Annotated in this window: 21 protein-coding genes; 1 reads left to right on the top strand and 20 read right to left on the bottom strand. The window is 64.4% G+C overall.

Features of this window, described 5'->3' with window-relative positions; all coding sequences use genetic code 11:
• Window positions 1–205: 205 nt before the first annotated feature.
• From EJ078_RS07795 to EJ078_RS07710, 18 genes are all read right to left on the bottom strand, one after another.
• Window positions 206–481: a sarcosine oxidase subunit delta gene (locus EJ078_RS07795; RefSeq protein ID WP_127214930.1), complete on the bottom strand. Its 276-nt coding sequence runs from the start codon at window positions 479–481 to the stop codon at window positions 206–208.
• 10 nt (window positions 482–491) lie between these two features.
• Complete coding sequence (locus EJ078_RS07790) at window positions 492–1,745, bottom strand: sarcosine oxidase subunit beta family protein (protein WP_127214932.1); 1,254 nt, start codon at window positions 1,743–1,745, stop codon at window positions 492–494.
• Between the two features lie 70 nt (window positions 1,746–1,815).
• Window positions 1,816–3,123: a type III glutamate--ammonia ligase gene (gene glnT, locus EJ078_RS07785; protein WP_067327758.1), complete on the bottom strand. Its 1,308-nt coding sequence runs from the start codon at window positions 3,121–3,123 to the stop codon at window positions 1,816–1,818.
• A 38-nt stretch (window positions 3,124–3,161) separates the two neighbouring features.
• A complete protein-coding gene (locus tag EJ078_RS07780; RefSeq protein WP_066988947.1) occupies window positions 3,162–4,490 on the bottom strand; it encodes an FMN-binding glutamate synthase family protein in 1,329 nt (442 codons plus the stop codon).
• A 6-nt stretch (window positions 4,491–4,496) separates the two neighbouring features.
• Window positions 4,497–5,228 carry a GXGXG domain-containing protein gene (locus tag EJ078_RS07775; RefSeq protein WP_067327760.1) on the bottom strand — a complete coding sequence of 244 codons (732 nt, stop codon included), beginning with the start codon at window positions 5,226–5,228 and terminating at the stop codon, window positions 4,497–4,499.
• 4 nt (window positions 5,229–5,232) lie between these two features.
• The gene (locus EJ078_RS07770; protein ID WP_067327761.1) at window positions 5,233–6,129 is read right to left on the bottom strand and encodes a glutamine amidotransferase family protein; all 897 of its coding nucleotides are present in this window, start codon (window positions 6,127–6,129) and stop codon (window positions 5,233–5,235) included.
• 84 nt (window positions 6,130–6,213) lie between these two features.
• Window positions 6,214–6,543, bottom strand: a complete 330-nt coding sequence (locus EJ078_RS07765) for a hypothetical protein (RefSeq protein ID WP_127214936.1) — start codon at window positions 6,541–6,543, stop codon at window positions 6,214–6,216.
• Complete coding sequence (locus EJ078_RS07760; protein WP_127214938.1) at window positions 6,540–7,229, bottom strand: hypothetical protein; 690 nt, start codon at window positions 7,227–7,229, stop codon at window positions 6,540–6,542. Before EJ078_RS07760 ends, EJ078_RS07765 begins: the two co-directional genes overlap by 4 nt.
• Window positions 7,230–7,274: 45 nt before the next feature.
• Window positions 7,275–8,678, bottom strand: a complete 1,404-nt coding sequence (locus EJ078_RS07755; RefSeq protein WP_067327764.1) for an amino acid permease — start codon at window positions 8,676–8,678, stop codon at window positions 7,275–7,277.
• Between the two features lie 14 nt (window positions 8,679–8,692).
• Entirely contained in the window at window positions 8,693–8,854 is a 162-nt protein-coding gene (locus EJ078_RS07750; protein WP_082953998.1) for a hypothetical protein, read from the bottom strand.
• 15 nt (window positions 8,855–8,869) lie between these two features.
• Window positions 8,870–9,247: a hypothetical protein gene (locus tag EJ078_RS07745; protein ID WP_067327765.1), complete on the bottom strand. Its 378-nt coding sequence runs from the start codon at window positions 9,245–9,247 to the stop codon at window positions 8,870–8,872.
• An 11-nt stretch (window positions 9,248–9,258) separates the two neighbouring features.
• Window positions 9,259–9,546 carry a hypothetical protein gene (locus tag EJ078_RS07740; RefSeq protein WP_066988933.1) on the bottom strand — a complete coding sequence of 96 codons (288 nt, stop codon included), beginning with the start codon at window positions 9,544–9,546 and terminating at the stop codon, window positions 9,259–9,261.
• Window positions 9,547–9,846: 300 nt separating this feature from the next.
• Window positions 9,847–10,578 carry a helix-turn-helix domain-containing protein gene (locus EJ078_RS07735; RefSeq protein ID WP_067327766.1) on the bottom strand — a complete coding sequence of 244 codons (732 nt, stop codon included), beginning with the start codon at window positions 10,576–10,578 and terminating at the stop codon, window positions 9,847–9,849.
• Window positions 10,579–10,765: 187 nt separating this feature from the next.
• Window positions 10,766–11,551 carry a glucose 1-dehydrogenase gene (locus EJ078_RS07730; protein WP_067327767.1) on the bottom strand — a complete coding sequence of 262 codons (786 nt, stop codon included), beginning with the start codon at window positions 11,549–11,551 and terminating at the stop codon, window positions 10,766–10,768.
• 12 nt (window positions 11,552–11,563) lie between these two features.
• The gene (locus EJ078_RS07725; RefSeq protein ID WP_127214939.1) at window positions 11,564–12,328 is read right to left on the bottom strand and encodes an SDR family oxidoreductase; all 765 of its coding nucleotides are present in this window, start codon (window positions 12,326–12,328) and stop codon (window positions 11,564–11,566) included.
• A gap of 108 nt (window positions 12,329–12,436) precedes the next feature.
• Window positions 12,437–13,945: a sugar ABC transporter ATP-binding protein gene (locus EJ078_RS07720; protein WP_095776247.1), complete on the bottom strand. Its 1,509-nt coding sequence runs from the start codon at window positions 13,943–13,945 to the stop codon at window positions 12,437–12,439.
• A 27-nt stretch (window positions 13,946–13,972) separates the two neighbouring features.
• Entirely contained in the window at window positions 13,973–14,911 is a 939-nt protein-coding gene (locus EJ078_RS07715) for a sugar ABC transporter substrate-binding protein (RefSeq protein WP_127214940.1), read from the bottom strand.
• A 113-nt stretch (window positions 14,912–15,024) separates the two neighbouring features.
• Window positions 15,025–16,038, bottom strand: a complete 1,014-nt coding sequence (locus tag EJ078_RS07710; RefSeq protein WP_082953999.1) for an ABC transporter permease — start codon at window positions 16,036–16,038, stop codon at window positions 15,025–15,027.
• A 212-nt stretch (window positions 16,039–16,250) separates the two neighbouring features.
• Here EJ078_RS07710 and EJ078_RS07705 point away from each other — a divergent pair, with 212 nt between their 5' ends.
• Window positions 16,251–17,213: a sugar-binding transcriptional regulator gene (locus EJ078_RS07705; RefSeq protein WP_095800946.1), complete on the top strand. Its 963-nt coding sequence runs from the start codon at window positions 16,251–16,253 to the stop codon at window positions 17,211–17,213.
• Here EJ078_RS07705 and EJ078_RS07700 read toward each other — a convergent pair.
• Entirely contained in the window at window positions 17,203–18,702 is a 1,500-nt protein-coding gene (locus EJ078_RS07700) for an FGGY family carbohydrate kinase (RefSeq protein WP_127216433.1), read from the bottom strand. The two genes, EJ078_RS07705 and EJ078_RS07700, sit on opposite strands and share 11 nt — an antisense overlap.
• A gap of 123 nt (window positions 18,703–18,825) precedes the next feature.
• Entirely contained in the window at window positions 18,826–20,148 is a 1,323-nt protein-coding gene (locus EJ078_RS07695) for a homoserine dehydrogenase (protein WP_127216432.1), read from the bottom strand.
• Between the last annotated feature and the right edge of the window lie 279 nt (window positions 20,149–20,427).

The following is a 20,427-nucleotide window of genomic DNA, read 5'->3' as shown; positions in this document are numbered from 1 at the left end:
AGGGCAGCGCTGCCCCTCATCGCCCTGCCGGGCACTTCTCCCCGTATAGAGACGGGGAGAAGTGGGCTGGCCCCGATGCCGGCTCTTATCTTGCAACGCTGGCGATTGGCGAAACTGTTGGCGAGAGCGCCCCTCTCCCCGTCACTATACGGGGAGAGGATGCCGGCAGGCAGGTGAGGGGCGGCGCCGACCTGGAGCGTGAGACTCATTTCGCACCCTGCCTCGCTCCAACGCCGGCGGCGGCCTCAACCAAAGAAATCTCATGCGTCAGCGTGTTGCGCGTGACCTTCAGCCAGGCCCGGCAGCCGCCGCCGTGATACCAATGCTCGCTTATCACACCGGCGATGTTGTCGCGCAGGTAGACGTAGTCGTAGACGGCGTCTTCACCGGCATCGGCAGGCGGGCGCTGCGGCTTGGCGTCGCCGAGATAGGTGAACTCGCCGAGTTCGCGTTCGCCGCAGAAGGGACAGACTATGCGCATGGTCGGGTCTTCAATGGAGGTTCGGTTGGGCGCCCTGGCCCTTCTCGTCAATCATGGCGCCGCGCTGGAACCGGTCGAGGCGGAAGCGGGCGGCTTCCTTGTGCGATTGATCGCGGGCGATGAGATGAGCAAAGACGAAGCCGGAGCCAGGCGTCGCCTTGAAGCCGCCATAGCACCAGCCGGCATTGAGATAGAGGCCGTCGACCGGGCTCTTGTCGATGATCGGCGAGCCGTCCATCGACATGTCCATGATGCCGCCCCACTGGCGCAGAAGCCGCACGCGGCCGATCATCGGGATCAGCGCCATGCCGCCTTCGCAAACATCCTCCACGACAGGCAGATTGCCGCGCTGGGCATAGGAGTTGTAGCCGTCGATGTCGCCGCCGAACACCAGTCCGCCCTTGTCCGACTGGCTGACATAGAAATGCCCGGCGCCGAAGGTCATGACGTTGGGCAGGAGCGGCTTGATCGCTTCGGAGACGAAGGCCTGCAGTACATGGCTCTCGATCGGCAGGCGCAGTCCGGCCATCGCCGCGACGCGTGAGGAACTGCCCGCGACCGCCATGCCGACCTTGCCGGCGCCGATCCGGCCGCGCGAGGTCTCGACGCCGGAGACCTTGCCGTTGGTGTCGCGCATGAAGCCGGTGACTTCGCAGTTCTGGATGATGTCGACGCCGAGCTCGCTCGCCGCGTGCGCGTAGCCCCAGACCACGGCATCGTGACGCGCCGTGCCGCCGCGCCGCTGCAACAGCCCGCCCTGCACCGGGAAGCGCGCATTGTCGAAGTTCAGGAACGGCATCATTTTCCTGAGCGCCGCCTGGTCGAGCAGCTCGGCATCGATGCCGTTGAGGCGCATGGTGTTGCCGCGTCGGGCAAAGGCGTCGCGCTGCGCGTCGGAATGGTAGAGGTTGATGACGCCGCGCTGGCTGACCATCGCGTTGTAGTTCAAATCCTGCTCCATCCGCTCCCACAGCTTCATCGACAGTTCGTAGAAGCCGGTGTTGCCGGGCAGGCCGTAATTGGAGCGGATGATGGTGGTGTTGCGGCCGGCATTACCGGAGCCGATCCAGCCCTTCTCCAGCACGGCGACGTTGCGGATGCCAAACTCGCTGGCGAGGAACCAGGCCGTCGCCAACCCGTGCCCGCCGCCGCCGATGATCACCACGTCGTAGCGATCCTTCGGAGCCGCATCCCGCCAGGTCGGCTTCCAGGTCTTGTGGCCGGAGAGGGCGGCACGGGCGAGCGAGAAGATCGAGTATTTCATGAAATCATTCCGAGGCCGCTCGCCCACGCCGACTCTTCTCTATCGCATCGGATTGCACGGCCGACGGGCTTTAGATGTCCAGCGTGTGGTCGCGCTCCCACTGCGTGAAGTGCGAAGCATAGGAATTCCATTCCTGTTGCTTCAGCTTTAGATATGCCGACGAAAATTCCTCACCCAGCGCCGCCTTCAGCGATTTGTCCTTGTCGAACTCACGCAGCGCATCGAGCAGGTTGAGCGGCAGTTTCGGCGCATCCGTCACGGTATGACCGAACTGGTACATGTCGATGTCGTAGCGCTTGCCGGGATCGGCCTTCGAGCGGATGCCGTCGAGGCCAGCAGCGATGATCACTGCCTGCAGCAAATAGGGATTGGCGGCGCCGTCCGGCAGACGCAGCTCGAAGCGGCCCGGTCCCGGCACGCGCACCATGTGGGTACGGTTGTTACCGGTCCAGGTCACGGTGTTCGGCGCCCAGGTGGCGCCCGAAATGGTGCGCGGCGCGTTGATGCGCTTGTAGGAATTGACCGTCGGGTTGGTGATCGCGGCAAGTGCCGAAGCATGCTTCATGATGCCGCCGAGGAAGTTCCTGCCCTTGGCGGACAGGCCGAGCTCCTCCGAATTGTCGGCGAAGACATTGGTCTTGCCGGTCTCGTCCCACACCGAGATGTGCGCATGGCAGCCATTGCCGGTCAGGCCCTGGAAGGGCTTGGGCATGAAAGTCGCGCGCAGCCCGTGGTTTTCCGCAACTGACTTGACCATAAACTTGAAGAAAGAGTGCTTGTCGGCGGTCGCCAGCGCGTGATCGAAGGTCCAGTTCATTTCGAACTGGCCGTTGGCGTCCTCATGGTCGTTCTGGTACGGACCCCAGCCCAGCGCCAGCATATGGTCGCAGATCTCGGCGATCACGTCGTAGCGACGCATCACCGCTTGCTGGTCGTAGCAGGGTTTCGACGCCGTGTCGTACTGGTCGGAGATAGCGCTGCCGTCCGGCGAGATCAGGAAGAACTCGGCCTCGATGCCGGTCTTGACATGCATGCCGTCGCGGGCGGCCTCTTCGATCAGCCGCTTCAACGTGTTGCGCGGCGCCTGGTCGACGAGCTTGTCGTCCATCACGCACGTGGCCGCCACCCAGGCTACCTCCGGCTTCCACGGCAGCTGGATCACCGAATCCGGATCCGGCACCGCCAGCATGTCGGGGTGCGCCGGCGTGAGATCGAGCCACGTGGCGAAGCCGGCAAATCCGGCGCCGTCCTTCTGCATGTCGGCGATCGCCTGCGCCGGCACCAGCTTGGCACGCTGCCCGCCGAACAGGTCGGTGTAGGAGATCATGAAGTATTTGACGCCGTTCTCCTTGGCGAATGCGGCGAGATCGTTCCCCATTATAGTTTCCTCGCTTATGTGATCCTGGATGAAGTGTCCTAGAAGCCGTTCTTCCCCGGTATCCAGTTGGTGCCGGCAAGCGGCACGCCGGCCATGGCGGCTGCTTCGATGCTGAGCGCGACCAGGTCCTCGGGCTCGAGATTGTGCAGGCTGTTCTTGCCGCAGGCGCGGGCAATGGTTTGAGCCTCGAGCGTCATCACCTTCAAGTAGTTGGCGAGCCGCCGACCGGCGGCGATCGGATCGACGCGCTTCATCAACTCGGGATCCTGCGTGGTGATGCCGGCCGGGTCCTTGCCTTCGTGCCAGTCGTCATAGGCGCCGGCCGTGGTGCCGAGCGCGTTGTAATCCGTCTCCCAGCGCGGGTCGTTGTCGCCAAGCGCCACGAGTGCGGCGGTGCCGATCGACACCGCGTCGACGCCGAGCGCCAGCGCCTTGGCGACATCGGCGCCGTTGCGGATGCCGCCGGAGACGATCAGCTGCACCTTGCGGTGCATGCCGAGGTCCTGCAGCGCCTGCACCGCCGGCCTGATGCAGGCGAGCGTCGGCTGACCGACGTTCTCGATGAATACTTCCTGGGTCGCGGCGGTGCCGCCCTGCATGCCGTCGACCACGACGACGTCGGCGCCGGCCTTCACCGCAAGCGCGGTGTCGTAATAAGGACGGGCGCCCCCGACCTTGACGTAGATCGGCTTCTCCCAGTCGGTGATCTCGCGCAGCTCCAGGATCTTGATCTCGAGATCGTCCGGGCCGGTCCAGTCGGGATGGCGCGAGGCCGAGCGCTGGTCGATGCCCTTGGGCAGCGTGCGCATCTCGGCGACGCGGTCGGAGATCTTCTGTCCCAGCAGCATGCCGCCGCCGCCGGGCTTGGCGCCCTGTCCGACGACAACTTCGATCGCGTCGGCACGGCGCAGGTCACGCGGGTTCATGCCGTAGCGCGACGGCAGGTATTGGTAGACCAGCGTCTTCGAATGGCCGCGCTCTTCCTCGGTCATGCCGCCGTCGCCGGTAGTGGTCGAGGTGCCGGAAAGCGTCGCGCCTCGGCCGAGCGCTTCCTTGGCCGGACCGGAGAGCGAGCCGAAGCTCATGCCGGCGATGGTGATCGGGATCTTCAGCTCGATCGGCTTTTTGGCGTGGCGCGAGCCCAGCACCACGCTGGTGTCGCAGCGCTCCCTATAGCCTTCAAGCGGATAGCGCGAGATCGAGGCGCCGAGGAACAGGAGGTCGTCGAAATGCGGCAGCTTGCGCTTGGCGCCGGCCCCGCGGATGTCATAGATGCCGGTCGCGGCCGCGCGGCGTATTTCGGAAAGCGTGTAGTCGTCGAAGGTCGCGGACTTGCGTGGCGTCGTCGGCGGGTTGCGGTAGGTCATCTTGCCTCAATACGCGTCGGCGTTGTCGATATTGAAATTGTAGAGCTTCCGGGCCGAGCCGTAGCGCTTGAACTCCGAAGCTTCGACGTCGGTGACGCCGGCCTTGTCGAGCAGGCCCTGCAGCAGTTCGATATGCTCGGGCCGCATCTCCTTGGCGATGCAGTCGGCACCCAGGCTTTCGACCTTGCCGCGCACGAAGAGCCGCGCCTCATAGATGGAATCGCCCAGGGCGTCGCCGGCATCGCCCAGCACCACCAGATTACCGGACTGCGCCATGAAGGCCGACATGTGGCCGATATTGCCGTGCACGACGATATCGATGCCCTTCATCGAGATGCCGCAGCGCGAGGAAGCATTGCCCTCGATGACCAAGAGGCCGCCGCGGCCGGTGGCGCCGGCATACTGGCTGGCATCGCCTTTGACCACGATCGAGCCGGACATCATGTTCTCGCCGACGCCGGGGCCGGCCGAGCCATGCACGGTGATCGCGGCACCATCATTCATGCCGGCGCAGTAATAGCCGACGCTGCCGCGCACATCGATGCTGATCGGCTGGTCGACGCCGACGGCGACCGAATGGCTGCCTTTCGGGTTGAGCACTTCCCAAGCGGTCTCGTTCGAGCCGGGGGTCAGCTGATGAAGCGCCTGGTTCAGCTCGCGCAGCGACTGTTCTGCGAGGTCGAAGACCCTCGCATGGCCTTGCTCGCGCTGCGCCTTCGGCATGGGTGTTGCAGGCATGAACTCAATGCTCCCAGAAATAGACCGTTGCGGGCTCCGGCTCCCAGACCCTCGCATTGTCTATGCCGGGCAATTTTGTGAGCGCGCGATATTCCGAGCCAAACGCGACATACTGGTCGGTCTCGGCCATCACGGCCGGCTTGCAGGCGATCGGATCGCGCACAACGCCGAAGCCGTTCTTGGTCCCGACGACGAAGGTGAAAAAGCCGTCGAGGTCGGAGAGCGTGCCTTCGAGCGCTTCGCCGAGATTCTTGCCATGCGCCATCCTGTTGGAGAGATAGGCGGCCGCCACTTCCGTATCATTCTCCGTCTCGAAGGTCATGCCTTCACGCACCAGCTCGCGGCGGACATTGTTGTGGTTGGAGAGCGAACCGTTGTGCACCAGGCACTGGTCGGCGCCGGTCGAGAAGGGATGCGCGCCCATCGTAGTGACCGCCGACTCCGTCGCCATGCGGGTGTGGCCGATGCCATGCGTGCCGGTCATCGAGCGCACGTCGAAGCGATCGACGACGGCTTCCGGCAGGCCGACTTCCTTGTAGATCTCGACTGCTTCGCCGGCGCCCATGATGCGGATATCGGGCCGAAGCGACTGCAGCGCCTCACGCGCGGCGTCGACCTTGTCGGGCGTGGTGCGGATAACCGCATGCGTCGACTTCACCGCGACGCTCACCGGCGCGCCGACCGCCTTGGCGAGCTCGACGTCGAGGCCGCGGAAATCGCGCTCGGGCTTCGGCGACTGCACGGTGATCTTAGCCTCGTTGCCGGTCGCCGCGCCATAGATGGCGATGCCGGCGCTGTCCGGACCGCGGTCGCTGAGCGAGATAAGCATCTCCGACAGCATCGCGCCGAGCTTCGGCTCCAGCGTCTTGTCCTTGAGGAAAAGTCCGACGATTCCGCACATGTCAGCCTCCGACGTTTGTGGCTTCCAAATGGTGTACCGAATGAAATCCGCGAATTCAATGGCATGAAAGAAATTTTCCTCTGATTATATTTCCGTTCTCGCGCCGCCTGTAGCGTTGTCGCCGTCGGGATGGCCGTGGGCCCATATCGCGTGGCGAACGCGCGCTATCGTGTAGGCATCGAGGATCGACAGCGCATAGATCAGGAACCCGCCGGCATGGCGACCGATGAAGCTGGCATCCGCCGGCGCCACCTTGGTTGTGACCCAGCCGAGGATCACCATGAAGAACAGGAACTGCAGGCCCCGCGCCGGCAAGCCGAGCATGACATGTCCGCTGCCCGGCAGGACGATCGCGGAGGCCAGGACAAAATAAGGGTTCGAAGGCCGGGCGGCGGGTTCGGTGGCGTTGCTCATGCGGCCTGCCTTTCGCACTGGTTGATCGCGTCGCGAATCGAGGATGCGGCTTCGAGCAGTTTTTCGATCAATGTCGGATCGAGCCTCGCGTCGCCGAAAGCGGCTTGCCGGAACACACCGTAGCGCGCCCGATCGGCCTGGGCCAGCAGCCACACGATGCGCACGCCCTTCGGCGTGATCAGCAATTCCTTGGCGCGGCTTTCGCCGAATATCCCGGCATGCGCGGCGATCACCTCCTGCGGGAAGACGATGCCTTTGCGGTCTGTCCGCAGCACCGCCTCGTCGGGGAACGCCGCCGTCTTCGGCAGCGTGTGTTCGAGATGGTCGAAATTGGAGAAGCTCGTCGGCGATCCCGGCCGCATCATCATGTCGAAAACGCCCGGCACCGCCACCGGCTCGGTGATCGACACGCTGAGCCAGCGCGCGGGAAGCTTTCTGGTCGCGAGCGTGTCAACGATGGTACGCACCTGCGCTCGCTCGCCCTTGTGCGAACCCGCCCAGGTAGCGACGCCGGCCGTGCCGTCGGAGACGTCGATCGCGTCGCGAATGACGGCGCGAACGGCGGCCTCGTCGGTGGCGAGCGCCGCCCTGGCCCTGTTGCGGCTGGAGCGCGCAAGCCAGGCAAGGTGAAGGACGACCGCAAATACGATCGCCCCGGCAAACAAGACTGACGTCAACTCAGACATCTCGATACGCCAAGACCCGCCGCCAAGCGGCGGGTCTTTTTCCGTTCAATAGCCCTGCGGCTTCGGCCAGGGCATGGTGAACTGGTCGCCGCGGCGCACGAACTTGTAGCGGTAGAAGTGGAACCACAGCGAGATCAGGAAGTAGAAGGCGATCATCGCGATCAGCTGCGAGCCGAAGCCGAGGAAGATGGCGAAGAAGGTCACCACGCACAGGCAGAACAGCACGATCGCCGGCAGCGGATGGAAGGGATGCGTGTAGCCACGGCGGATCGAGCCGAGCGGCCACTTCTTGCGGAACATCATGATGTTGATGCTCATGAAGGTGTATTGCAGCACGCCCGACAGGATCGAGAAGGTGATCGCCTGGTTGAGATCGGCGATGAAGGCGAAGGCCAGCGCGATCGGCAGCAGGAACAGGATCGACCGATAGGGCGTGCGATACTTCGGATGCACCGCCGAGAACCAGCTCGGCAGGTAGCGGTCGCGGCCGAGCGAGAACCAGGCGCGGGCGGCGTCATTGATGCAGCCATTGGCCGAGGCAAGGGCTGCAAGCAGCGTCGCGATGAAGAGCAGGTTCTCGAGCAGCGGGCTGCCGGTCAGCTTGCCGGCGTCCCAGAGCGGATAATAGGTGATGCCGAGATATTCCCACGGCATCAGCGAGGCGCAGACATACCAGGTCATGGCGGCGGCGATCAGAAGCGTGATCATGCCGGCCATCGTGCCATAGGGCAGGGAACGCGCCGGCGAGCGCACTTCCTCGGCCGCTTGCGTGGTGCCCTCGATGCCGAGATAGTACCAGATTCCGAACTGGAAGGCGGCGATCACGCCGATCCAGCCATAGGGCAGCGCGTTGCCGGGAGTGACCAGTTCGTTGAGCTTCAGCACCGCCCCTTGCGTCCATGGACTGACCGAAAAGAACAGGATGACGATCGAGATATAGGCGATCGCCGTGATGACGAAGTTGACGTTGAGCGTCATCAGCACGCCGCGATAGTTGAGCCATGCCAGCACGACGATGGTGGCGGCGATGAAGGAATTGTGGGTCAATCCCTCGACACCTGCTTTGGCAACGATGGTGTCGCCGAGCAGGATCGCATCCGAGACTTCGAGCATCGTGTAGGCAAAGACCAGGAACAGCGCGACGTTGAAAGCCATCAGTGGCCCGACGATGTGCTTGGCCTGCGCGTACTGGCCGCCGGCGGCGGCGACCGTCGACGTCACTTCCGAATCGATCATGGCGACCGAGGTGTAGAGCAGTCCGACGATCCAGCAGACGATCAGCGCGGCGAGCGCGCCGCCCTTGTCGGCGGCAAAATTCCAGCCGGTGAACTCGCCGACCAGCACGATGCCGACGCCGAGCGCCCAGACATGGGCGGGGCCGAGCACGCGTAGCAGCGAGACCCGGTCGCCGTGGACCACCGTTTCTCTCGTTTCAACCGCGACTGTCATTGGTGAGGCTCCACTCAGATCCGGTGCTTTTCGGAGACGGCTTCAAGCTCGCCTTCGCGCGAGGAGGTCAGCGTCTCCTCGGAATAGGTCGTGTCGACCTTGAACCAGTCGTAGAGCATCCACAGCGCGAGCAGGATCGAGATGCCCCAACATGCGTAAGAGACTGTCATCCACATGATCGTGTTCCCGGGTTACTTGCCGTCGAACTTCTCGTTGATCACCTCGCGATATTCGCGATCGGAGGCGCGGAACAGGAAGACGAAATAGGCGATCAGCACCACCGCCATGATGATCAGCGTCGGCCAGTCGATGATGTAGTGGAAGCGGTTCTGGATGATGTCGTGGGCGGTCTCCGGCGTGTAGCCGAGCTTTTCCCAGATCGAGGCCATGGTCGCGTTCTGGCCGAGCGCTTCCCAGGTCTTGGCGTCGAGCACGTCGATCGATTTCGCAGCACCCGCGAGGCCGAGTTTCAGCGGCAACCAAAGCGCCACGAAAATGGCGACGACGACGACGGCGATGTCGAAGACCTGACCGGCCTTGCTCTGCTCCGGCGGAATGTAGCGGGACATGCTTTTTCCCTTCAGGACTGGCGGTTGCGGAACGCATCGGCGTTCTTGATGTCGAGGCCGTAGATGAAATCCTTGTCTTCCTTGTAGTGGTTGAGCATCGCCAGGATGGCGGCGGTGTTGAAGATCAGCACCGCGGCCGCGGCGATCACCACCACGAGCTTGATCCCGCTGTCGGGGATGTAGGCCCAGGTCATCAAGAGGACGAAGAGGATCGTCGCCCAAAGGCAGACGATCAGGAGCACGGATCCGCGCACGTCGGAACGGTACAGCGCTTCGATGCGCTGCTTAAGGTCGGACATCGGTTTTTCCCCTTTTCTCGACGTCCGGCCCCGCAATCGACCGGGCGTCCACTCTTTCAACAGAGTGAAATTTTTTTCATAAGTTCTGCCCGAACCGCGAAGTTGTCAAGCCAGTTTTCCGTTCGGTAAACGGTTTGGGGGTCCGCCGCAGGATTGCCTGTGGATAAAACTATTTGCCTGCAGGAAAATTACCGCGGACGGCACAACGCCGGCACGAGCTGGTGGAAATGCCACGGAAATGCTTCGCGAGGTCGGACCTTCGACGAATGCGTCACCGAACGATGTCCGGGTTCGGGTTGGTCAGGTCGTGCTGTTCTGCGGATAGCAGATGATGGAGAGATAGCGCATCGGCAGCTGTGTCAGTTCTTCCGGCCCATGCGGCGCATCGGCGTCGAAGAACAGGCTGTCGCCCGGCTTCATCGGATAGAGATTGCTGCCGTGCCGGTATACGACCTCGCCCTCGAGCATATAGAGGAACTCCATACCCGCATGCTGGAAGGTCGGGAACACGTCGGAGTCCTCGGTCAGCGTGATCAGATAGGGCTCCACCACCACGCCGCTGGTGTTGGCGCCGATATGGCCGAGCAGATTGTACTGGTGGCCGGCGCGTGTGCCGCGCCGCTCGACGTCGACGCCTTCGCCGGCCTTGACGAAGACGGCGGCGCGCTCTTCCTCGAAGCGGCGGAAGAAGGCGGTGACCGGCACGCCGAGCGCCCGCGACAGCGCCTGCAGCGTGGTTAGCGACGGCGAGGTGATGCCGTTCTCGATCTTCGACAGCATGCCCAACGAAATGTCGGTGGCGGCCGCGAGATCGGCGACGGTGATGCCCAGCTTCTTGCGGAAGGCGCGCACCTCATGGCCGATCGCCACCTCCAGCACTTTCTCGCGCGTGTCGCGGACGGCGTGCGGATTCTGCGTCAGCGGCGCGCGGATGGTTCGCACGGTTCGCCCGTCCGCCGAGACGCTCTTCGGCAACGGCTTGGCTTGGGCGCTAGCGCTGGAAGGCTTGGTGTCGGTCGTCTTCTTTGCCATGGCGCCCTCAACTTTCCGCCGATTTATTTCACTCGAGGTGAACATATTCGGTGGCGATACAGGAGCGCAATCACGGCGGCAAGCCGTCTTATGTCGCAGAACCTGCGATGAAATCGGCTGTCGCGACCCGGCTGCCTGGGTCGCAGTGAGGCTGGCGCCGCGGTCACTCAACGCATCGCAGGCCTTCTCACGACATGATCAGGCCGCCGTCGACATTGATGGTCTGTCCAGTGATGTAGGCCGCGTCATCGCTGGCGAGAAAGCTGACGAGGCCTGAGACGTCTTCGCCGCTGCCGGCGCGGCCCATCGGGATGTTCTTCACCCATTCCGCCATCAGCTCGCCCGGCTTGTAGTCGCCGAGCAGCTTGCCCCATGCGGTGTCGTTATAGGCCCACATGTCGGTATCGATGATGCCGGGGCAGATGGCGTTGACGGTGATCTTTTCCTTGGCCACTTCCTTGGCCAGGCTCTGCGTGATGCCGACAACCCCGAACTTCGACGCGGCGTAATGCGGCGTGTAGATGAAACCCTGCCGCGCCTGGCCGGACGCGGTATTGATCAGCCGGCCGCCTTGGCCGTGCTTGCGCATGCGCGCGATCGCTTCCTGGCAGCACAGGAACACGCCTTTCGTGTTCACCGCCATCACCTTGTCCCACTCGGATTCCGTCATCGCCTCGATTTTGGCGATGGTGATGACGCCGGCGTTCTGCACCGAAATGTCGACCCGACCGAATTCATTCTCCGCGAGATCGTAAAGCGCTTCGACCTCGTCCTTCTTCGTCACGTCCATGCGCATCGAGGCGACCTTCGCGCCCGCAGCCTTCAGGCCGGCGGCGACCTCGTCGACGCGCGGATCAATGGCGCTGATCACGACCGCCGCACCTTCCGCCGCGAAACGCCTCGCCATGGCCGCACCGATGCCGCCGCTGGCGCCTGTGACGATTGCCGTCTTTCCTTCGAAACGCTTCTGCACTTTTTCTTTCTCCTACCAGCAGACGAAGCCGCCATCGACGATGAGGTCGATGCCGGTGACGAAGCTCGCGGCCCGGCTCGCCAGGAACACGGTCGGCCCGACCATTTCCTCAGGCCTCGCCATGCGGCCCATCGGCGTGTCGCGCTCGAAGATCTTGACCTGCTCGGCGACCTCCGGCCGCATGTTCATCGGCGTCAGCGTGTAGCCGGGGCTCACCACATTGACGCGCAGGCCGCGATCGGCCCACTCCATGGCGAGGCTCTTCGACATGTGGATCACCGCCGCCTTGGACGAATTATAGTGCGCCTGCGTCAGGCCGCGGTTGACGATCGAGCCGGACATCGAGGCGATGTTGATGATAGAGCCTTTGCGGCGGGGCAGCATGACGCGCGCCTCGGCCTGGCAGGACAGGAACACGCCGCTGACATTGACGTCGTAGAGCTTCTGCCACTTCTCCATCGGCAGCGTCTCGGCGGGTTCGGCACCGGCGACGCCGGCATTGTTGACCGCGATCGTCAGCGCGCCGAGTTCCTTTTCGACGCGTTCGACCGTTGCCGCGAGATCGCTCTGCGATGTGACAGTTCCGGTCAGCACCAGCGCCTTGCGGCCGAGCGCCCTGATCTTGTCGGCCGTGTCTTCCAGCCCGCCCTTCGAGCTGTGGCCGAAACAGGCGACATCGGCGCCGGCTTCCGCCAGACCGATGGAGATCGCTTGACCGATGCCGCTGCCGGCGCCCGTCACCAGCGCCACGTCGCCATCAATATCGAACAGTTTCATCTTTCTCCCTCTCCCTGAAAGAAGGGGCGCCAGCCCTGCTGGCGCCCCGCGCGGTCCGGTGCTTGGGAGGCTATCACCTGCTGCGCTTTATTCCCATCTGCCGTGCCCTCAGCTCGTGGCGAGTTCCATCACGGCGACATTGCTTGCTTCGTCGCGATCGAGGATGCCGCGCTGGCGGCCGCGGCTCAGCACCAGAACCCGGTGCGAAAGCCCCAGCACCTCCTCGAGATCCGAGCTCACCACCACCACGGCCATGCCCGAGCGGGCAAGGTCGGCGATGACATCGTAGATCGCCGCGCGGGCGCCAACGTCGATGCCGCGCGTCGGCTCATCGAGGATGAACACCTTGGGCGGCCGCGACACCCATTTGGCGATGATCACCTTCTGCTGGTTGCCGCCGGAAAGTTTTGAGACCGCCTGGTTCGGCCGACCCTTGACGCCGAGCCTCGATATGCCGGCCTCGGCGAACCTCTGAACCGCTTTGGGAAACACCCAGCCCTTCGGTGCGACATGATCGAAATTGCCGATGGCGAGGTTCTCGCCGATCGTCTGCTCCAATACGACGCCCTGTTCCTTGCGGTCCTCCGGCACCAGCACGACGCCGGCCCTGATCGCCGCCGCGGGGCCGCTGAGATGAACAGGCTGGCCCGCCACCCGCACCGCGCCGGACGAGATTGGATCGGCGCCGGCGATCGCCCTGACCAGTTCGGTGCGGCCGGCGCCGATCAGCCCGGCGATGCCCAGGATTTCGCCCGATTTCACCGCGAACGAAACATTGTTGAAGCTACGCTCCGGCGAGGACAGGTTCTCGACTTCGAGCACTGTCTCGGTGCCCGGCGCCGACAGCTTCGGGAACATGCGTTCGACGCTGCGTCCGACCATCTGCTCGACGACCGTGCGCACGGGGATGTCGGCGCGCTCGTGCCGGGCGACGATGCGGCCGTCGCGCATCACCACCACGCGGTCGGCGATCTGAGCGATCTCGTCCAGCCGGTGGCTGATATAAATGAAGGACATGCCTTCGGCCTTGAGCTTGCGGATTTGCTTGAACAGCAGCTCCGTCTCCTCGCCGCCGAGCGCGGCGGTCGGTTCGTCGAGGATCAGAAGCTCGGCATTCAGCGTCAGCGCCTTGGCGATCTCCACCTGCTGCTGTGCCGCGACGCGCAGCGTGCGCACCTTGCGCTCCGGCGAGACGTCGAGGCCGAGGCGCTTCAATTGCGCCGAGGCCTTCGCGTTCATGGTTGCCCGGTCGATGCGGCCGCCCCGCATCGGCAGCCGCCCGACATAGACATTCTCCGCCACCGATAGGTCCGGCAGCAGCTTCAATTCCTGATGGATCATGCCGACGCCGGCCTCGATGGCCGCAGCGGGATTGGCGGGGGAATAGGGCTTCCCCCGCCAGATGATGGTGCCGGCATCAGGCTTGGTCGAACCGGCGATGATGTTGGACACCGTCGACTTCCCGGCACCGTTCTCGCCGAGCAGCGCCACGACCTCGCCCGGCCGCACCTCGAAGCTCGCATCGGCCAGGACCTGCACCGGTCCGTAGCTCTTGCAGAGGCCGTTGACGAAGAGCCCGTTATGCGGGCCTTCGCTATGGCGAGGTTCAGTGGACATCGTGGCGCTCTCTCAACGGTTGCCGCCTTACGGATGCTTCTCGATGAATTGCGAGACATTGTCTTTGGTGGTCAGGGTCGCGTCCTGCAGTTGCTCGGCCGGCAGCTTCTCGCCCGCCACGATCTTGATGGCCGAATCGACGGCTAGCCGGCCCATGCCCTGCGTCTGCTGGGTCGCGGTGACGTCAAACACGCCGGCCTTCAGCGCCTTGAGCGCCGCAACGTCGCCGTCGAAGCCGGCGATCCACACCTGGTGGTCGGGGTTGGCGACCTTGACCGCCTGCGCGGCGCCCAGAGCCAGCGCGTCGGCCTGGCCGAAGATGATCGAGACATTCGGATGGGCCTGCAGCAGGTCTTGCGCCAGCTTGAAGCCTTCGTCCTGGTGCCACTGATCGCTCCAGAGCTCGCCGACCACCTTGATATCCGGGTAGGCCTTGAGCGCCTCGCCGCAGCCCTTGGAGCGGTCGACTTCCGGCGTCGTGCCCTTCTGGCCATGGATGATCACCATCTCGCCCTTGCCGCCGGCCTGCTTGGCGATGTAGTCGCACACGCCCTTGGCCGAGTTGACGCTGTCAGTGGCGATGAAGGTGTCGCCGGGCGCGCCGTCGGCGTTGCGGTCGACATTGACCACCGGGATGCCGGCGGCCTTCGCGGTCTTGGTCGGCACGGTCGCGGCGGTGGCGCCGGCCGGGATATAGATCAGCGCGTCGATGTTCTGGGTGACGAGGTCCTGCACCTGGCTGACCTGCGTGGCCGAATCGCCCTTGGCGTCGACGGTGATGACCTCGATGCCCTTCTCCTTGGCATAGGCTTCGACCGACTGCTTGATCTGGTTGAAGAAGTCCGCCTGCAGATTGGCGACGGCAAGGCCGAGCTTCTTGGCGTCCTTGGCCGAGGCGGCATCGGACAGGCCGAGCAGCGGGACGATGGCCGCGGCCGCAAGCAGCAGTGAACGTTTGGTCAGCATGTTTTTCCTCCGTTGGTGTTCAATCTGTCAGCCTGCGCATCGCGGCGCCCTCGGCCGGACAGTCCCAGTCTCGGATCGACCGATCCGTTCCGCCCGGACATCCGGGCGAATTCCTATTGGCGGCGCCGCCGCCAGGTATCGGTGGCAACCGCCAGCGCGATCACCACGCCGATCACCACCTGCTGGATGAAGGGCGACACGCCGAGCAGGTTGAGGCCGTTGCGCAGCACGCCGATGATGAGAACGCCGATCGCCGTGCCGCCGATCGAGCCGATGCCGCCGGAAAGGCTGGCGCCGCCGATCACCACCGCGGCGATAGTGTCGAGCTCGTAGCCGACGCCCGAACTCGGCTGCACGGAATCGAGCCGGGCCGCGAGCACGATGCCGGCCAGTCCCGCCAGCAGTGCGCAGATTGCGTAGACCCAGTTGGTCAGCGACTTCACCGGAATGCCGGAGAGGCGGGCAACCTCGGCGCTGCCGCCGATCGCGTAGAGGCTGCGGCCGGTGGCGCGGTAATTGAGGAAGATCGCGAAGACGATCGCCAGCACGATCATCAGCCCGACGGTGACCGACAGGAAGCCGAAATGGCGCACGATCGAGAGGTTGGTGAACCAGTCGGGAAAGCCGACGATCTGCGAGCCGTCGGTGATCATGTTGGCGAGGCCGCGCGCCACCGACATCATGGCAAGCGTCGCGATGAAGGGCGGCAGTTTCGTCACCGTCACCAGCAGGCCCGACACCAGGCCGCAGAGGGCGGCGACGACGAGCGCCGCGGCGATGCCCGCCGGGACGCCGAGATTGAGATAGTCGGGATAGGCGACATAGCCCATCACCATCGAGGCCAGCGCCAGCACCGAGCCGACGGAAAGGTCGATGCCGCCGATCAGGATGACCAGCGTCATGCCGATCGCCATGATGCCGAGCACGGTCACCTGGTCGAGCACGTTGAGGATGTTGCGTACCGTAAGGAAGGTGTCGGTGGTCAGCGCCAGCGCCAGGCACAGCAGCACCAGCCCGATCAGCGGTCCCATCGTGCCGGCAAACAGCGCCGAAAGCTTCGCACCGGAAGCGGCCTGCGCGGCGCCGGTGCCAGCCTTCAACTCGCTCGTCTCGTTGCTCACGGCCACTTCGTCTCCTCCGTCAGCGGGCAGGCGTGCCTTGCCTTCCGCTCTTGTTCACCAGGCATCCTCCCTTGTGAACAATTTATCTTTGAACTGCAATTTTGTTCAGCTAAAACGTTCATCAGAAAATTGTCAAGTGCCGCGCAGCCATTCGGCGGCAGTTTGCGTGAACCGACAGTTTGCCATAGGGAAGTCGAGCGCATACGGAGGCATAAAGCATGGCGGTGATCGAGAACGACAAGGTCTCGCGTTTTCCGGATGCCGAGCTCAAGGCCCGAGCCGCCTGGCACTATTATGTCGAAGGGCTGACGCAGGAGCGGATCTCGGAGATCCTCGGCGTCGGCCGTATCAAGGTGCACCGGATTCTGTCGGCCGCGCGCGAGGAGGGCGTCGTCCAGTTCCGCATTCGCGACAGCGTCGTCGAATGCGTGCAGCTGGAGGAACGCCTGAAGCAGCGCTTCGGCCTCAGCCAGGCGGTGGTCGTGCCGTCGGCTGCCGACAGGAGCAACGCGCCGCTGATGATCGGCCATGCCGCCGCCGCCTATCTCGCCGACAACGTCAATGCGGGCGACGTTATCGCACTGGGTTGGGGCAGGACGCTGAAATTCGCCATCAACGAATTGCCCAGGCGGCCGATCGCCAGGACCACGGTGGTCTCGATGCTTGGCGGCCTCACCCATGCGCAGCCGCTCAATCCGACCGAGAGCGCCTGGGAATTCGCTGAGAAGATCGGCGCCGAATGCTATCTGCTGCCCGTGCCCGTCTATGCCGACAGGCCGGAGCAGCGCGATGCCTTCATGAGCCAGCGCAGCGTCCAGGATGTGGTCTTTAGGGCGCGGCGCGCCAACATCGCCGTGCTCAGCGTCGGCTCCTTTTCCAACGACAGCCCGATCGCCAATTACGGTTTCATCAAGCCCAGCGAATTGGAGGAATTGCAGGCGGCGGGCGCGGTCGGCGATATCCTCTGCCACTTCATCGATGCCGAGGGCCGCATCGTTGACCATGAGGTCAACCGCCGCGTCTGCGCCTACCCGCTGCAGGATCTCTCCGACATTCCGACCACCATCCTGGTGTCGGGCGGGCGGGAGAAGATCGCCGTCATGCGCGCCGCACTTGCGAATACGAAGGTCTCGGTGCTGATCACCGACGAAGACGCGGCCAAGGGGCTGCTTAGCCGGTAGTTCCGGTAATCGCGCCGAGCCGCGTGTGGATATCGCGTGTCGCGTGATAGAGATCACGATAGACTTCTTTGCGTGCGCGGTAGGTCGGAACAAGCGCCTCGACAGGATCGACCTGGCGTGCCGGCCGTGCCGCCATCGCCTTTGCCGCTTCTTCCGGTGACGCGAACCAGCCGATTGCCGAGGCCGCGAGCATGGCGGCTCCCAGCGCCGCTGCTTCGTTGACCGGCGAGACGAAGAGCGGGCGCTCGAGCACGCTCGCCATGATTTCCATCAGCAGTGCGCAATTGGTGCCGCCGCCGGCCGCGATCATCGCGTCGGCCTTGCCGGTCTGTTCCTCCATCGCCTCGGTGGCGATCGCCTGCTCCAGCGCTACGCCCTCCAGCACCGCGCGGAAGAGATGCCTTGGCTCGTGATCGAGCGACAGGCCGACGATGGCGCCGCGCGCCGAGCCGTCCCAGTAAGGGCTCATGACGCCGGCCCAATAGGGCATGACGAGCAATCCGTCGCTGCCTGGCGCGACATCCTTCGCAGCCTTCTCCAGCACCGCGGCCGAAGGCGCGCCGGTGGTGCGCACGATCCAGTCGACCAACTGCATGCCGGAACGCAGCACCGTCTCCAGCATGAAGCCGGAGCCGGTCGGCGAAACCAGCGTGCGGAATGCATCCGACGTCGTGACCGTGCCGGAATAATTTCCGCTGACGACGCCTGAGCCCAACGACAGATAGCTTTTGCCGGACCCGTAGACTCCCATGCCGAGGCCCATCGCCTGGCCGTCTCCGGCGCCCGCAATAACCGGCGTGCCGGCCTTCAGGCCGATCGCCGCCGCGATGCTTTCCGACAACGTGCCGCTGACCGCGCCAGGGGCTGCGAGCTCCGGCAGTTGCTCCGGCCGCAGTCCCGCCGCCTCGACCAGCCTCGGGTGCCAGACGCCATGCGCGATGTCCAGCAGGCCGAGCGGATCGGCGCTCGCCGTGCTGGTGACCAGTCGCCCGGTGAGCCGGTGGACGAAGAACGCGTGCACGTCGACCACCGCGGCCGCTTCCGCCAGCGCCTGCGGCCGGTGCTCCGTCAGCCAGGCCAAAGCGTAGAGCGCCGGCGTCGGGTCCGGCGGCTTGCCGCTCCAGTCGCGGATCGCCTCGCGGCCGAGTTCTTCCGAAAGCCGCGCCACCTGGCGGCGGGCGCGTTCGTCGAGCCACAATATGGCGGGAATGAGCGGCTTGCCGGCGTTGTCGATCAGCGTGAAGCTCTCGCGCTGGTGCGCGATTGCGATGGCTTTAACGCGTGAGGCATCGATCGCCTTGGCGACTTGTTGCTGCGCCGACAGCAGCGCCGCCCACCAATGCTCGGCGTCCTGCTCGAAATGGCCGGGCGCCGGATTGGAAAGCGGATAGGTCTCGCGTGCCTGGAAAAGCTCCGAGCCGTCGCGCGCGAAAGCAATCGCCTTCACGGCGGTTGTCGAGGCGTCGATCCCGATTACCACATCGTCCATCAGGCTGGGATCCGGAGGGTTAGAGCATGTCGCGCAAAAGTGTGCAGCGGTTTTGCGAAAACGAGATGCATAAAAACAAGGACCTAAAGCGCGTCGCCTGGATCCGTTTCCGCGCGACGCGCTTTAGGCCGCGTTGGTTACGAACCGTCCGTCCGACTGGTCGAGACGACGGCGGATCTGGGTTATCACCATCGAATCGTCGGGTACACAGTTTTCATAGGTCAGGAAGTCGCCGGCCTTGACCGGCTTCACCACCTTGGCGCGTTCGGCAAGCCCGAGCGGCAGCGCGCCCTTGGCGCGCGCGTCCTCCCAAGTCATGGCGAAGCCGCGGTAGTCGTTCTCGCCGATCATGCCGAGCGACTGGCCGGTGCCGAGACTGGTCTTGGCCACCGCCACCGCCTCGGCCACGGGATGGTCGAGCGGTTCCATGTCGGCGCGCTTGTAGACCACGGCGCGCGCCGCCGACAGCGGCACTTCCAGGCTGGTGAGGTGATAAGGGCGGAAGATCGTGAAATAGGGGCCCTTGCCGACCTTGAGGTCGATCATGCGCTCCAGCACGCGCGGATGCTTGGTTTCGATGATGCAGAACACGCCGGGCGCGACGCCCTTGCCGATCGAATAGTCGACAACGCCCTTGCGATGAAGCACGCCGCCATCCTCGCGCGGGCAGAGCACGCTGGCGAGTTCTTCTAGCGTCGCGGTAGGGCCGTGCATGCCCGGCACGTCGGGCACCAGTCCCGTCGCGTTGGCGATTGCCACCATCTCGATTGCCGTCTTCGAGCCGTCGACGAACTCGACCAGCATGCGCGCATTCATGTTGCGCTCGGCCGCCTCCTTCTCGTAGTCGGCCGGCACGGCGTCGAACTTCAGCGGATTGTTCTTGCCCTTGCCGGCGGCAACGATGTTGAAGCCGAGGCTTCTGGCGAAGCCGATGATCTCCAGCGTGCAGGCAGGCTCGTCGCCCGCCGCACCTGTGTAGACGACGCCGGCCTTGCGCGCCTCTTCCTTCAGAAATCGGCCGATCGTGATGTCGGCCTCGACATTTAGCATGACGATATGCTTGCCGTTCTTCATCACCTCGAGCGCAAACAGCGTGCCGACATTGGGATTTCCGGTTGCGTCGATGATCACGTCGATGCGGCCGGCGGCGGCGAGCGCATGCAGGTCCTCGGTGACCGCGATCTTGCCGCCCTCGATGGCGCGATCAATGGCCGGGGCATTGGGCGCCTGCACAATATCGGAGCGATCATGGCCGGCCAGCAGCGCCGCATCGATCGCCGCCTGCGGCCTGACCTCCGAAATGGCGCCGATGCGCATGCCCGGCATGAGTGCGACCTGAACGACGATATCTGTTCCCATCTGTCCGGCGCCGGCGAGACCGATGGTGATCGGTCCTTGTTTCTCAGCGCGCTGCAGGAGTTCCGCTGCGAATTGCGGATGGGACATGTCGCTTCCTCCGGTCCTTGGCGCCGCCCGCGCCGCGATCACTCTTTGAACATTCCTATGACCGTTTGAAAAATATTTCAACCCGCCATTTCGGCGGTCGTCTTAGGAATGAGCTAAAACGAGACTCCGAGACGATGCGGGGCGGGGGGGAGATCCGGCAGGATCGAGGCGCGAGGGAACCCCTATGCGGCGAAACGAGGTTTGCCGCCCGGCGGACGCCGTGGACGTCGCTGACGGAGGGCCGCGCCGGTGTCAGCGCGCTTGCCGCCCTTGCGCCAG

This window comes from Mesorhizobium sp. M1A.F.Ca.IN.022.06.1.1 (assembly GCF_003952605.1).
Taxonomy (GTDB): Bacteria; Pseudomonadota; Alphaproteobacteria; order Rhizobiales; family Rhizobiaceae; genus Mesorhizobium.
The sequence above is the reverse complement of the archived record's forward strand: the minus strand, read 5'-3'. Positions and strand labels throughout refer to the sequence as shown.